The sequence below is a fragment of the Kribbella sp. NPDC055110 genome, assembly GCF_053607525.1.
This window is the reverse complement of record NZ_JBSGTS010000009.1, coordinates 48,281-61,088: the sequence shown is the minus strand read 5'-3', so window position 1 is coordinate 61,088 and position 12,808 is coordinate 48,281. Positions and strand designations below refer to the sequence as shown.

Annotated in this window: 11 protein-coding genes; 3 read left to right on the top strand and 8 right to left on the bottom strand. The window is 69.5% G+C overall.

Annotation, left to right across the window (positions count from 1 at the left end):
• Nucleotides 1–527 precede the first annotated feature (527 nt).
• Together ACWF0M_RS16275 and ACWF0M_RS16270 are read right to left on the bottom strand one after the other, a co-directional pair.
• Nucleotides 528–716: a hypothetical protein gene (locus ACWF0M_RS16275; protein ID WP_452236473.1), complete on the bottom strand. Its 189-nt coding sequence runs from the start codon at nucleotides 714–716 to the stop codon at nucleotides 528–530.
• 112 nt (nucleotides 717–828) lie between these two features.
• The gene (locus ACWF0M_RS16270) at nucleotides 829–1,827 is read right to left on the bottom strand and encodes a hypothetical protein (RefSeq protein WP_452236472.1); all 999 of its coding nucleotides are present in this window, start codon (nucleotides 1,825–1,827) and stop codon (nucleotides 829–831) included.
• A gap of 90 nt (nucleotides 1,828–1,917) precedes the next feature.
• Between ACWF0M_RS16270 and ACWF0M_RS16265 the strand changes: the two genes are divergently transcribed.
• Nucleotides 1,918–2,385, top strand: a complete 468-nt coding sequence (locus tag ACWF0M_RS16265) for a hypothetical protein (RefSeq protein ID WP_452236471.1) — start codon at nucleotides 1,918–1,920, stop codon at nucleotides 2,383–2,385.
• An 83-nt stretch (nucleotides 2,386–2,468) separates the two neighbouring features.
• On the opposite strand, the gene ligA is transcribed toward ACWF0M_RS16265, so the two are convergent.
• The 4 genes from ligA to ACWF0M_RS16245 all read right to left on the bottom strand — a co-directional run bounded on the left by ligA (nucleotide 2,469) and on the right by ACWF0M_RS16245 (nucleotide 8,042).
• On the bottom strand, nucleotides 2,469–4,577 hold the full coding sequence (ligA, locus tag ACWF0M_RS16260) for an NAD-dependent DNA ligase LigA (protein WP_452236470.1): 2,109 nt from the start codon (nucleotides 4,575–4,577) through the stop codon (nucleotides 2,469–2,471).
• Between the two features lie 78 nt (nucleotides 4,578–4,655).
• Nucleotides 4,656–5,633, bottom strand: coding sequence for a methionine synthase vitamin-B12 independent (locus tag ACWF0M_RS16255; protein WP_452236469.1), 978 nt, complete (start codon nucleotides 5,631–5,633; stop codon nucleotides 4,656–4,658).
• Nucleotides 5,634–5,751: 118 nt separating this feature from the next.
• Complete coding sequence (gene mnmA / locus ACWF0M_RS16250; protein ID WP_452236468.1) at nucleotides 5,752–6,840, bottom strand: tRNA 2-thiouridine(34) synthase MnmA; 1,089 nt, start codon at nucleotides 6,838–6,840, stop codon at nucleotides 5,752–5,754.
• Complete coding sequence (locus ACWF0M_RS16245) at nucleotides 6,840–8,042, bottom strand: cysteine desulfurase family protein (RefSeq protein WP_452236467.1); 1,203 nt, start codon at nucleotides 8,040–8,042, stop codon at nucleotides 6,840–6,842. Before ACWF0M_RS16245 ends, mnmA begins: the two co-directional genes overlap by 1 nt.
• 118 nt (nucleotides 8,043–8,160) lie before the next feature.
• Here ACWF0M_RS16245 and ACWF0M_RS16240 point away from each other — a divergent pair, with 118 nt between their 5' ends.
• Together ACWF0M_RS16240 and ACWF0M_RS16235 are read left to right on the top strand one after the other, a co-directional pair.
• On the top strand, nucleotides 8,161–8,631 hold the full coding sequence (locus ACWF0M_RS16240) for a pyridoxamine 5'-phosphate oxidase family protein (RefSeq protein ID WP_452236466.1): 471 nt from the start codon (nucleotides 8,161–8,163) through the stop codon (nucleotides 8,629–8,631).
• Nucleotides 8,632–8,834: 203 nt separating this feature from the next.
• Nucleotides 8,835–10,271, top strand: a complete 1,437-nt coding sequence (locus ACWF0M_RS16235) for a hypothetical protein (RefSeq protein WP_452236465.1) — start codon at nucleotides 8,835–8,837, stop codon at nucleotides 10,269–10,271.
• Between the two features lie 712 nt (nucleotides 10,272–10,983).
• On the opposite strand, the gene ACWF0M_RS16230 is transcribed toward ACWF0M_RS16235, so the two are convergent.
• Both ACWF0M_RS16230 and ACWF0M_RS16225 read right to left on the bottom strand, forming a co-directional pair.
• Nucleotides 10,984–11,940 (bottom strand): electron transfer flavoprotein subunit alpha/FixB family protein, encoded by a 957-nt coding sequence (locus ACWF0M_RS16230; RefSeq protein WP_452236464.1) that lies wholly within the window; start codon nucleotides 11,938–11,940, stop codon nucleotides 10,984–10,986.
• A gap of 17 nt (nucleotides 11,941–11,957) precedes the next feature.
• Entirely contained in the window at nucleotides 11,958–12,740 is a 783-nt protein-coding gene (locus ACWF0M_RS16225) for an electron transfer flavoprotein subunit beta/FixA family protein (RefSeq protein WP_452236463.1), read from the bottom strand.
• Nucleotides 12,741–12,808: the final 68 nt, after the last annotated feature.

The window sequence follows — 12,808 nt, the reverse complement described above, 5'->3', positions numbered from 1 at the left end:
GCGGTGGTGCGGTGCGTGCGGTGGTGCGGTGCGTGCGGTGGTGCGGGCGGGCGGGCGGTGGGACTGGAGACAGGAGCTGGTGGGCGGAGGCAGGGAATGTCGGGTTCCAGGTCTCCACGGCTTGTCGCAAGTCTCCGGATGCCGCCACGGACGCCCACACATCTGACCGGAGCGCCGGATATCCCCTGCCGTTCTGGCGCAGATCTGGGTGGGTTTGGCCGATCCGGCGGCGTCGACGCGCTCGCGCGAGGTAGCCCGCTGATCCACCACTGGCGGCTTGCATCACCCGCTGGCGGCTGCATCACCCGCTGGCGGGTTGCAAACCCGCCAGCCGCACAACAACCCACCAGCCGCACAACAACCCACCAGCCGCACAACACCCCACCAGCCGGTGCGGGCGGGCTTACCTGGGTTCGCGTCTGCGGGTGGAGCAGGAACGCATGGGGCGAGAGGCGCGAAAACCCCCGCTCGGCGGATTGCTGCGAGCGGGGGTTCTGCTGTGTCTCGGGTGGAGCGGAGCGTCAGGCTCAGGTGAATTGGAAGTAGGCGAGGGCCCAGAGGCCGGCGATGATCAGGAGGACGACTACGCCGATCAGGCTGACGATCAGGATCGCCTGGCTGTTGCTGCCGTTCCGGTCCGGGAGGTCGAACTGGGTGGGACCCCAGGCCCCGCCGCCGTCGACCCGCCGGACCGCCTCGGGCGGTGGCTGGGCCATCGTCCGAGACTCCCGCTTCTCCCGGGGGAACTTCAATCCGTCCTCCGTGCTGCTTCCGTACTGCGTCTGCGCTGCTTCCCGTACTGCGTCTGTGCCGCGTCTGTGCTGCGGATCAGGCGTAGAACGACTCGTACTGGATCGAGACCTGCTGCGACGTGTAGCTGGCCGACGTGTTTCCGGTGATCTCGACCTTCCAGCCGCCTACATAAGCAGAGTACGACTTCCCGTCGTTGTGCGCGTCGACGTACGCCTTCACGGCCGCGACGTTGCCGCCCTTGAGGGCACCGAACGCGTCACCGAGCGCAGCCGGCAGCGCCTTCTTGGCGTCCTCGGCCTCACCGGAGGCGCTGATCTCGATGTCCTTGATGCCCTTGCCGCTGCTGGCGAAGAAGAAGACCCGCTGGTACCCGTACTTGCCGACATCCTTCTTGCAGGAGGTCGTACAGACGTACCCCTTGGCCTTCAGCGCCGTCACCAACTGCACCTGGGTCGTGTCGAACGACTGGTCCGGCAGGTCCAGCGAGTCCTCGCCGGACTTGTGACCGGACAGCCGGACGCTCTGGCCCTGGTTGCTCAGCTGGAAATCGCCCCAGGTGGTGCCGACCTCGTCGGAACGCTGACCGGTCTTCACCGCGTCCTGGACCTTCTTCACCTGGTCGGCGCCGAAGGTGTCGTTGCCGACCGCCTGCAGCACCTGGTCGAAGGCGACCTGGGCGTTGTTGAAGTTGTCGTCGTCCTCGGCCTCCAGCCGCACCGCGACGATGTTGCCGTCGGAGCTGAACTGGAAGATCGCCTCGGCGCCCTTGCGGCCGTCCGGCTTGAAGCAGCCGCGGTGCGCGCCCTGACCGGTGTTGAACAGGTCGCTGCAGCCGAAGCCGAGGCCCTGCAGCTTCTCGGTCGCCGCCTTCGCCTGGCCGGTCGCGTTGCCGAGCTCGCCGTTCTGGCCGGGACCGCCGGAGGTGGAGGTCGTCGGGCTGCCGGTGGGCTCACCGGTCGGCTGCTCGGTGGTCGTCGGCTGCGTCGTGGGCTCGTCGCCGCCGCCGAACGCGCGGATGCCGAGGAACACCAGCAGGCCGATCACAATGAGACCGACCACACCGCCGCCGATCACCAGCGGCAGCTTCTCCTTGCTGATGCCACCCGGGCCCTTGGAGCCCGGACCGCCCGGCTGCCACTGCTGGCCGGGACCGCTCTGCTGCTGGTGCCAGCCGCCTTGCTGCCGGCGCTGGCCCCACGACTGCTGCTGGTAGGCGCCACCCTGCTGCGGCGGCTGACCCCAGCCACCCGCCGGCGGCTGCCCCTGCTGCGGCTGACCAGGCTGCCCTGGCTGACCCGGCTGACCGTGCTGACCGTGCTGACCAGGCTGGCCCGGTTGCCCAGGCTGCTGTCCCCAGCCACCCTGCTGCGGCGGCTGACCGTGCGGAGGCTGGCCCTGCTGCGGCGGCTGACCGTGCGGAGGCTGGCCGTGCTGCTGAGGCTGCTGCGGCTGGGGCTGCTGCGGCGGCTGTCCCCAGCCACCACCTTGGCCCTGCCCCGGGGGCTGTTGTCCCCAACCACCCTGCTGTGGCGGCTGGCCGCCCTGTCCCCCGTGCTGCCCGCCTGGCTGGCCCCCCGGCTGCCCAGGACCCCGTGGTCCCTGCGGCGGCGTCGTCATATGTGCTCCTTCTGACCCAGGTGTCGACGTGCAAAGTTAACAGTCGGACGGCTCAGCGTTCCCGCTGGATCCTTCCGGTGCGCGGACTGCCGAAATCGTTACGACTCGTCGGCCGAGGGTGTGGTCGCCACCGCGGCAGCCGCCTCGGCGCCGTCGTCGAGCAGCACCCGGAACCCGGCCGCGTCCAGGATCCGCACGCCGAGCTGGACGGCCTTGTCGTACTTCGATCCCGGCGAATCGCCGACCACCACGAAGGACGTCTTCTTCGACACCGAGCTCGCGACCTTGCCGCCGCGTCCGACGATCGCCTCGGTCGCCTCGTCCCGGCTGAACCCCTCGACGGTCCCGGTCACCACGACCGACAGCCCGGTCAGCGTCTGCGGCAGCGTCGGCCCGCTGCGCTCCTCGCGCATGACCACGCCGGAGGCCTGCCACTTGTCCACGATCGCCTGGTGCCACGGCACCTGGAACCACTCGATCAGCGCCTGCGCGATGGTCGGCCCGACGCCCTCGGTCTCGGCCAATTGCTCCTCGGTGGCCGCCCGTACGTCCTCGATGGTCCTGAACACCTCGGTCAGTGCGACCGCAGCGGTCGGCCCGACGTGCCGGATCGACAGCGCGACCAGCACCCGGGACAGCGGCTTGGTCTTCGCCTCCTCGAGGTTCGCCAGCAGCTTGCGGGCGTTCGCGGACAGCGCGCCGGCCTTGGTGGTGAAGAACTCGCTCGCGGCCAGCTTCTCTTCGGTGAGCGCGAACAGGTCGCCCTCGTCGGCGATCAGCTCGCCGCGGATGAGCGCGTCGGCCGCCTTGAACCCGAGCCCCTCGATGTCGAACGCAGACCGGCCGGCCAGGTAGAACAGCCGCTCGCGCAGCTGGCCCTGGCAGTACTGCGAATTCGGGCAGCGGATGTCGACGTCGGACTCCTTGGCCGGCGCCAGCACCGTGTCGCACCACGGGCACCTGGTCGGCATCTCCCACGCCGGCAGGCCCTTCGGGCGCAGGTCCACCACCGGTCCGAGGACCTCGGGGATCACGTCACCCGCTTTCCGCAGTACGACGGTGTCGCCCGGGCGGACGTCCTTGCGGGCGACCTCCTTGGCGTTGTGCAGCGTGGCGTACTCGACCGTGGAACCGGCCACGCGGACCGGCTCCATGTGCGCGAACGGGGTGACCCGGCCGGTGCGGCCGACGTTCACCTCGATCTCGATCAGCTTGGTGTTGACCTCTTCGGGCGGGTACTTGTACGCGATCGCCCAGCGCGGGGCGCTCGAGGTCGACCCGAGCGCGCGCTGCAGATCGACCTCGTCGACCTTCACCACGACGCCGTCGATCTCGTGGTCCACCGAGTGCCGATTCTCGCCGTAGTACGCGATGAACTCGTTGACCTCGTCGAGCGTGCCGACCCGGCGCGCACGGTCGCTGACCGGCAGGCCCCAGGCCTTCAGCTGGTCGTACGCCTCCGACAGCCGGCCGACGTGGTAGCCCTCGACCTTGCCGAGGCCGTGGACGACGAACCGCAGCGGGCGGCCCGCCGAGACTCGCGGGTCCTTCTGGCGCAGCGATCCGGCCGCGCTGTTCCGCGGGTTGGAGAACACGTCCTTGCCGGCCTCGACGAGCTGGGCGTTGAGCTCCTCGAAGTCCTCGACCCGGAAGTAGACCTCGCCGCGGACCTCCAGGAAGGCCGGGAGGTCGTCGCCGCGCAGCTGCTCCGGGATGCCCTTGATCGTCCGGACGTTCGGCGTGACGTCCTCGCCGGTGCGGCCGTCGCCGCGGGTGGCGCCGCTGACCAGCTTGCCGTTCTCGTACACCAGGTCGAGGGCGAGGCCGTCCACCTTGAGCTCGCAGAGGAATCCGCTGTCGTGGATCTGCTGGACGGTGACCTCGCGCTCGAGCCGCTTCGCCCAGGCCTCCATCTGCTCGGCGGAGAACGCGTTGCCGAGGCTCTCCATCCGCGTCGGGTGGTCGACCGGCGTGAACAGCGTGGAGATCGGCGCGCCGACCTTCTGGGTGGGCGAATCAGGCGTCCGGAGCTCCGGATACTGCTCCTCGAGACCCTGCAGCTCGTGCATCAGCGCGTCGAAGTCGGCATCCGAGATGATCGGGCTGGCCAGGTAATACCGCGCCCGGTGGTCCTCGATCTCCTGGCTCAGCTCCGCGTGCCGCGTCCGTACCTCAGCCGGCGCTTCAGCCTTCTCCTCCGTGGCCATGGAGAAAACTTACAACTGTCCACCGACGTTTCCGGCGAGGTGAACGCCGCCTTCGGTGGCGGGTTGGGAGGGCTTCGCTCAAGCGTCGGCAGCTTCGCCGACCACGTCGACGATGTCGCGCAGGAGCTTCAACCGCGCTCTGGCATCGGCCGGTGACGGAGCGGATGCCAGCCCGCACGCGGGCGTGATGACGACCTTCTTCAGCAGTTCCGGGTCGAGCCCGAGTTCGCGCCAGCGGCGTACGAGCAGGTCTGCTGCCTTTTCGGCGGACGGAAGCGCGCCGGTGGTGGGTACGACGCCTGCGTAGAGCGTGGAGCCCGCCTCGGCGGCGATTGCTATCTGGTCCCAGGCCGCCGTGTTCAGCAGGGCCGTGTCGACGGCCACCCCGGTGGCGCCCGACTTGGAGAAGACCTCGATCGGCGGACGAGCCGCGCAGCAGTGAACGATGGTGGGTGCACCCGTGGTGAACAGGCTGAGGAGCTCCACAGCACCAGGCCCGTCGACAGAGCGGTGCTTGCTCCAGCCGGAGGCAGTTGGCACGGCTCCCGCGAGTACGGCGGGCAGCCCAGGCTCATCCACCTGCAGCACGACCTCAGCTCCCGGAACCCGCTTCCGTACGTCGGCCACGTGCTGCTGCACGCCATCCGCCAGGGCCTGCGCCAGGTCCCGCCGCGCACCGTGGTCCGCCAGCATCTTGTCCCCGCGCGGCCGCTCCACCGCTGCAGCCAGCGTCCACGGGCCGGTGACCTGTACCTTCAGCGGTCCCTGATACCCGTCGGCGTACTCCTCCAGCACGTCCAGGTCTTCATGCAGCAGTGCCCGCGCCCGCCGCTGGTCCAGACTCGCCCGCGAGTCCCCACCACCGGTCAGCCGCCACCCGACCGGCTGCAGGTCCGCAGCCAGCCCTGTCAGTACGGCGACGGTCCGGCTGATCATGTCGCCGTACGGACGCGCCGGCAACTCCGGCAGGAACGGGACGTCGACCAGCTCGAGTACGGCCCGCATCCACTCGCGGATGTCATCACCAGGGAGCGAGCCCAGGCCACTCGTCGTCATGGGGCCCCCGTCCTGGACTGAGGAGCGTAGGGAGCGTAGCGACTGAAGCGACGAGGGAAGGACGGGGACCAAGGCCCCATGACCCGCCGCGCCGGAGGCGTGGCATCCAGTTCAGTCGTCATACGGAAGCGGTGACGCGCTCGACGGTGTCGATCGTCGCGGAGCCGATCACGCGCGTGCCGTCGTACAGCACCACTGCCTGTCCGGGCGCGACTGCCGAGGTCGGCTCGTCGAAGGTGACCTGGACCTCGTCGCCGTCGACCTGTGCAGTCACAGCGACCTCTTCACCGTGCGCACGGAGCTGTGCCTTCACCTGGAGCTCCGCAGCGGGAGCTGGGCCGCACCAGCGGGGCTTGGACGCGGTCAGGTGCGAGACAGCCAGCTCCGCGCGGGAGCCGACGGTCACGGTGCGGTCGACCGGGCTGATGTCGAGGACGAAGCGTGGCTTGCCGTCCGCGGCCGGCGTACCGATCCGCAGGCCCTTGCGCTGGCCGATGGTGAAACCGTGCGTGCCCTGGTGCTCGCCGAGCTTGTTGCCCTGCGCATCGATGATGTCGCCCGGCGCCTCACCCAGCTGCGCGCCGAGGAAGCCCGCGGTGTTGCCGTCAGCAATGAAGCAGATGTCGTGGCTGTCCGGCTTGGCCGCGACCGACAGGCCACGCCGCTCGGCCTCCTCGCGCACCTCGGTCTTGACCGTGTCGCCGAGCGGGAAGAACGCATGCGCGAGCTGCTGCTGCGTCAGTACGCCGAGCACGTAGGACTGGTCCTTGGCCGGGTCAACGGCTCGGTGCAGCTCCCGACCGTCGGATGTGTCGACGATCCGCGCGTAGTGCCCGGTCGCGACCGCGTCGAAGCCGAGCGCGAGAGCCCGCTCCAGTACGGCGCTGAACTTGACCTTCTCGTTGCAGCGCAGACACGGGTTCGGCGTACGGCCGGCCGCGTACTCGCTGACGAAGTCCTCGACCACGTCGGCGTGGAACCGCTCGGCCAGGTCCCACACGTAGAACGGGATGCCGATCACGTCCGCGGCCCGGCGCGCGTCGCGGGAGTCCTCGATCGTGCAGCAGCCGCGTGCGCCGCTGCGGTACGACTGCGGGTTGCGGCTGAGCGCCAGGTGCACACCGGTCACGTCGTGCCCGGCCTCGGCCATCCGCGCGGCCGCGACGGCGGAGTCCACTCCGCCGGACATGGCTGCGAGTACCCGCATCAGTTGTTCCTTCCCACGTTCTGCAGGCCGGCGGACTTCGCCCGCTCCACCACCGGCCCGATGTTGTCCAGGACGGCGTCGATATCGGCCTGGGTCGAAGTGTGCCCGAGGGTGAACCGGAGCGAGCCGCGGGCCCGCTGGTCGTCGTACCCCATCGCCAGCAGCACGTGGCTCGGCTCGGCGACCCCGGCGTTGCACGCGGACCCGGTCGAGACCTCGATCCCCCGTGCGTCGAGCAGCAGCAACAGCGAGTCGCCCTCGCAGTCGCTGAACGACAAGTGTGCGTTACCGGGCAAGCGGTCCGTCGGGTCCCCCGACAACAGAGCGCCCTCGACGGTGCCGGTGATGCCCTTGATCAGGGTGTCCCGCAGTTCCGTCAGCCGGCGGGCCTCGTCCGCCTGGTGCTTCACCGCGTGCTCGGCCGCCACGGCGAACCCGGCGGTCGCGGGCGCGTCGAGAGTGCCGGACCGTACGTCGCGCTCCTGCCCGCCGCCGTGCAGGATTGGCGTCAGCTGCGTCTCCTTGTGGACGACGAGCGCCCCGATCCCGTACGGACCGCCGAGCTTGTGCGCGGACACCGTCATCGCGTCCACGCCCAGCTCGGCGAAGTCCACCGGCACCTGCCCGATCGCCTGCACCGCATCGGTGTGCACGGGTACGCCGTACTCCTGCGCGATCGCCGCCACATCAGCGACCGGCTGCAGCGTGCCGACCTCGTTGTTCGCCATCATCAGCGTGATGAACGACACGGACTCCGGGTCTCGCTCGACAGCCCGCCGTACGTCGTCCGGACGTACGCGACCCAGCTCGTCGACCGGGAGCCACTCGATCTCGGCGTGCTCGTGCTGACCGAGCCAGACCGCCGGGTCGAGCACCGCGTGATGCTCGATACCGCTCAGCAGGATCCGGCGCCGACGCGGGTCGGCGGCCAGCCGGGACCACCACAGGCCCTTCAGCGCGAGGTTGTCCGCCTCGGTGCCGCCGGAGGTGAACACGATCTCGCTCGGCTGCGCACCGAGCGCCGCGGCGATCGACTCGCGGGCTTCCTCGACCGTACGCCGTGCGCACCGGCCGGAGCCGTGTAGTGACGACGCGTTACCGGTCCGCGCGAGGTGATAGGTCATCGCCTCGATCGCGGAGGGGAGCATCGGGGTCGTCGCCGCGTGGTCCAGGTACACCGTGCGACGGTCGGGAGGAGTCATAACAGTTTCAAGGGTATGTCCGACCCGGATGTTCCCGCTCCTCGGGAGCCACCGCGCGAGACTACGAGCACACCGAAAGCGCCCACCTGACGTACGACGTACCCCATCAGGAGCAGTGATGACACAGGAGATCCTCGACCGGCGCGCGGCGGCGGTCATCGAAGCCAACAAGTACCTGGCGCTCGGGACGGTCGGCAGTGACGGGCTGCCCTGGGTGACGCCGGTCTACTTCACACCGGACGGGCACGACACGTTCTACTGGGCGTCGTCGCCGAACTCGCTGCACTCACGCAGCATCGCCGAGCGGCCGGACGTGAGCATCGCGATCTTCGACTCGACCGTGCCGATCGGCGGCGCGTCGGCCGTGTACTTCCGCGCGCAGGCCGCTCTCGTCCCGGACGACGAGCTGGAGGCGTGCGCGACGCTCTACTCGTCGCGGTACGAAGAGCTGCGCGCGTACACCGCCGACGAACTGCGCGACGACATCCGCCTGTACCGCGCCCGCGCCACCGAGCACTGGATCCTGGTCACCGGCGGCGACCCGGAGTTCGGCACCGGACGCGACTCCCGGCGGCCCGTGTGGACCTGATGACCCGCTGACACGCCATCCTTCCGGAGAGCAACGTCTGGTTGAGCGGAAGGCAGGAAATGAGCGACTGGTGGACCGAACGTAGGCAGAACCAACAGCTGTCCAACCTCGAGAGCGAGATGTCGTACGCGCGCGAGGAGGCCTCTAGTCTCCGGTCCCAATTGTCCCGGGTCCAGGGCAGCTTGCAAAGCCGCGTGGACAGCATGTCGCGTGCGTTCGACGCCTTTGTCGAGCTCTCCGACCTCCGCCACGAGACCGCCGGTTTCGTCGACGCCGCCGAGCTCCGCCGCTACGCCAGCCGGGTCCTCTCCGCGATGGCGTCCAGCACCGACCTACCGGAGCCCAGCGCGCCCGTCGCCCGGTACTGGTTGGACCCCGCCACGCAAGCGCTGATCTCCCTGCGCGCCTCCACGCCGGACGAGCAGGCGATCAGTACGGCGATGGAACTCGACCAGCGCCGTACGTCGATCTACCTGTCGCTGGCGTTGGCGGTGCTGGGGCAGCGGCACCAGGTGCAGAACGAGTGGCTCGACGTCGCATTCGGCGTACCGGCTGCGGACGGGACGCTCACCCGGGTGCAGCGGGTGCTCTGGACGACAGCCGCGCGTGGTGGCTTCGGGGCGGACGGCCTCGAGCTGGTGGTGAAGCGGCTGCAGTCCGCCCCGTCCCCCGAGGGCGTTTGGCTGTCGCGGCTCGAGAATCGCGGCAGCTCGAGCCGCTCGAGCGGTCCACGTCTCAAGGCGACCGAGCAGCAGGACGACGCAGCGAACCGCTTGAGCCGGATCCGCGACGCCGTCGAGACGATCCTCGGCAACACCGAGGCCCGCGAGCCCGACCCCGACCTGAACTACCCCGAGACCCGCAAGACCGACAGCACCCCCGACGACCGCAAGTCGTCCCGTCGCGACGCTGACGACGAGCCGGCTGAGGACAGTGCGGCGGCCATGCTGCGACTGCTGATCTCCGAAGGCAGCGCGCCGGAGCGCGAGACGCTGGCCCGCATCGCCGTACTGCGTGCACGGGTGACCGGGGCTGCCGAGTCGGCCGCTCAGACGCTCGACGACTCGGTCGGCACGGTCGACGCGCTGCTCACCGAGGACCTCGGCCTGTCCGCCGACCCGCACCTGGCGGCCGCCGCCCTACGCGTCGTCGGCCCGTTGGTGCTGCCCGCGGTCGAGACCGTGGCGCAGACGGCCGAGCTCCCGGGCCCGTCGGAGGTCTCCATCGACAGCGGCGCACACACGATCACCATCCGCGCCGACGGACCCGACCAGCTCGAACTCGGTAAGGCGACGTCATCGCTCACCGCGACCGCCGGCGTGATGACCACCGGACAGCGCGCCACTCCGATCGTGCTGCTGGCGGGCGGCGCGGTGGTGGCGATCGGGCTCGGCCTGCTCCTGCACTGGTTCTGGATCGTCGTCGGCCTCGCCGTGATGGCCTTCGGCCTCAACAGCTACCTGAAGCTGCGACGCGCCATCGACGCCGACAAGACCAGAGCCGCCGGGGAAGTCGCCAACCTCAACGAACGCTGCGCAACAGCCACCACCGCACTCGCGAACTACCTCAAGAACACCGACGCCCGAAAGACCGCCATCACCGACGACCTCACCACGATCCGCCACCAACTGACCACCTGAGTAAGCCGATCCACCGGCGTCACCGGGTCCGCTCCGCATCAGCCGATCCGCCACGCCCCGTCGTCCCCTCCAGCACCCGCCGCGCCCCATCACTCGATGGGATATCCGGCTCTTGTGACGCATGTGTGGGGTCATCGATTGGCCGTGCCGTCCTGCGGAGCGTGGCTCCCGGCGGTGTCTGAGCCGGTGCCGCCCCCGCCCCCTTCACCACCACGGCGTCCGAGCGGGTTACCGGGCGTGGCGTGGAGCGAGACTCAGGTGAGCGGGGAGGAACCCTGCCCGATCAGGGCAGAACATCCTCCCCAGTCCCCCAATCCCCCCAATGCCCCGGTGCCCCGGAGCTCTCGGGAGTGTGAGGTGTCGTGGCGGGGAAAGAAATCGTCACAACACGCACATTTGTTTCCCCGCTCCCAGGCACCCCGGATCGAGCATCGATCCCCCGCACCCGGCTCCACGCCGCGTAGGCGAACCGCCCGGCCGACAACCATGCCGCGACGACGGTCCGGAGACAGGAACCGGTAGCCACCGACACGAACTCACGGCTGAAGACACCCAGCAACCTGTTCAAGCCCCCGCCAGCCCCGACCCCGCCCTCCGCGCACCAGTCACCGCCCACACATCGAGCAGAAGAGCCGGATCTCCCCTCCAGGAATGTGGCAGCCCGGCTCGGGGTTCCGGGCCGGGCTGTCGGTGGTGCTGGGTGTCGCTGTGGTCAGGACTTGCGTTTGGTTACTTCTTCGGTGGCGGTGGGGAGGACCTTGTGGAGGTCGCCTACTACGCCGAAGTCGACCAGTTCGAAGATTGGGGCCTCGGGGTCCTTGTTGACTGCGACGATGGTCTTCGAGGTCTGCATGCCGGCGCGGTGCTGGATGGCGCCGGAGATGCCGGCGGCGACGTACAGCTGGGGGGACACGGTCTTGCCGGTCTGGCCGACCTGGTAGGCGTGCGGGTACCAACCCGAGTCCACCGCCGCACGGGATGCGCCCACCGCGGCGCCGAGGGAGTCGGCGAACGCCTCGATCGGGCCGAAGTTACCGCCCGTACCGCGGCCACCGGACACGATGATCGCGGCCTCGGTCAGCTCCGGGCGACCCGTCGCCTCGCGGGGCTTGGAGTCCGTGATCCGCGCCGTCTTGGCCGCGTCGGAGATCGTGACGTCGAACTCCTCCACCTCCGGCGAGGTCTCAGCGGCCTCGGGAGTGGCGGCGTTCGGCTTCACCGTGATGATCGGCGTGCCGTGTGTGACCTTCGCCTGCACGGTGAAGTTGCCAGCGAACACCGACTGCGTGGTGACAGGGCCGCCGTCGCCAGCGACCACGTCGACGGCGTCGGTGATCAGGCCGGAGTCCAGCTTGACCGCGAGCCGGGCCGCGATCTCCTTGCCCTCGGCGTTCGACGAGATCAGGATCGCCGACGGCTCGATCTTCGCCGCGACCTGCGCCAGCGCCTCGGCCTTGGGCGCCACCAGGAACTGTGTGAGCTCCGGGTTCGACAACGCGATCACCTTCGTCGCGCCGTACTGCCCCAGGGCCGGCAGCGCGTCCGAAACACCCTCACCGATGAACACCGCGACCGGCTCGCCGAGGCGGCGGGCGATCGTGAGGAGCTCGGCGGTCGTCTTACGGACCGTGCCCGCGGCGTGGTCGACAAGAACCAGAACGTTCGACATAACTAGACCCGCACCCCTCAGAGGAACTTGTTCGTGGACAGGAACTCGACGAGTCCGGCGGCACCGCTACCGTCCTCGTCAGTGACGATCGTGCCGGCGCTGCGCGGCGGACGGGCGGTCACCTCGACCACCTCGGTCCAGGCGCCCGAGCCACCCACCTGCTCCGGGGTCAGCTCGAGGTCGGCCAGCGACCAGGTCTCGACCGGCTTCTTCTTCGCGGCCATGATCCCCTTGAACGACGGGTACCGCGGCTCGTTCGCCTGGTCCGACACCGACAGCACCAGCGGCAGCGTGCCTTCGATGGTCTCGCTCGCGGTGTCGCCGTCACGGCGGATCCGCACAGTCTGCCCGTCGACCGTCACCTCCGACCCCAGCGTCACCGCCGGCAGCCCGAGCCGCTCCGACACCATCGCCGGAACAACACCCATACCGCCGTCGGTCGAACCCATGCCGAACACGACCAGGTCGGCTTCCAGCTTGGCCAGCGCCTTGGACAGGATCAGCGACGTCGCGACCGCGTCCGAACCGTGGATCGCGTCGTCGAGAACGTGGACACCGGCGTCGGCGCCCATCTGCAGACCCTTCTTCACCGCGTCCGCGGCCTGCTCCGGACCGACGGTCAACACCGTCACTTCGGCGTCCCCGGCCTCCTTGACGGTGAGAGCGGTCTCGACGGCATACTCGTCCAGCTCGGACAGCAGCCCGTCGACACCCGCACGGTCCACCGTGTTGTCCTCCGAGCGGAAGCGGCGGTCCGCGGTGGCATCCGGCACGAACTTCGCGCAGACGACGATCTTCATAGCGTGTGGGACCCCTTCTGGTTAACGGTCTCTGCCAGCCTGCCACGGATGTTACTCGCGAGAAACAT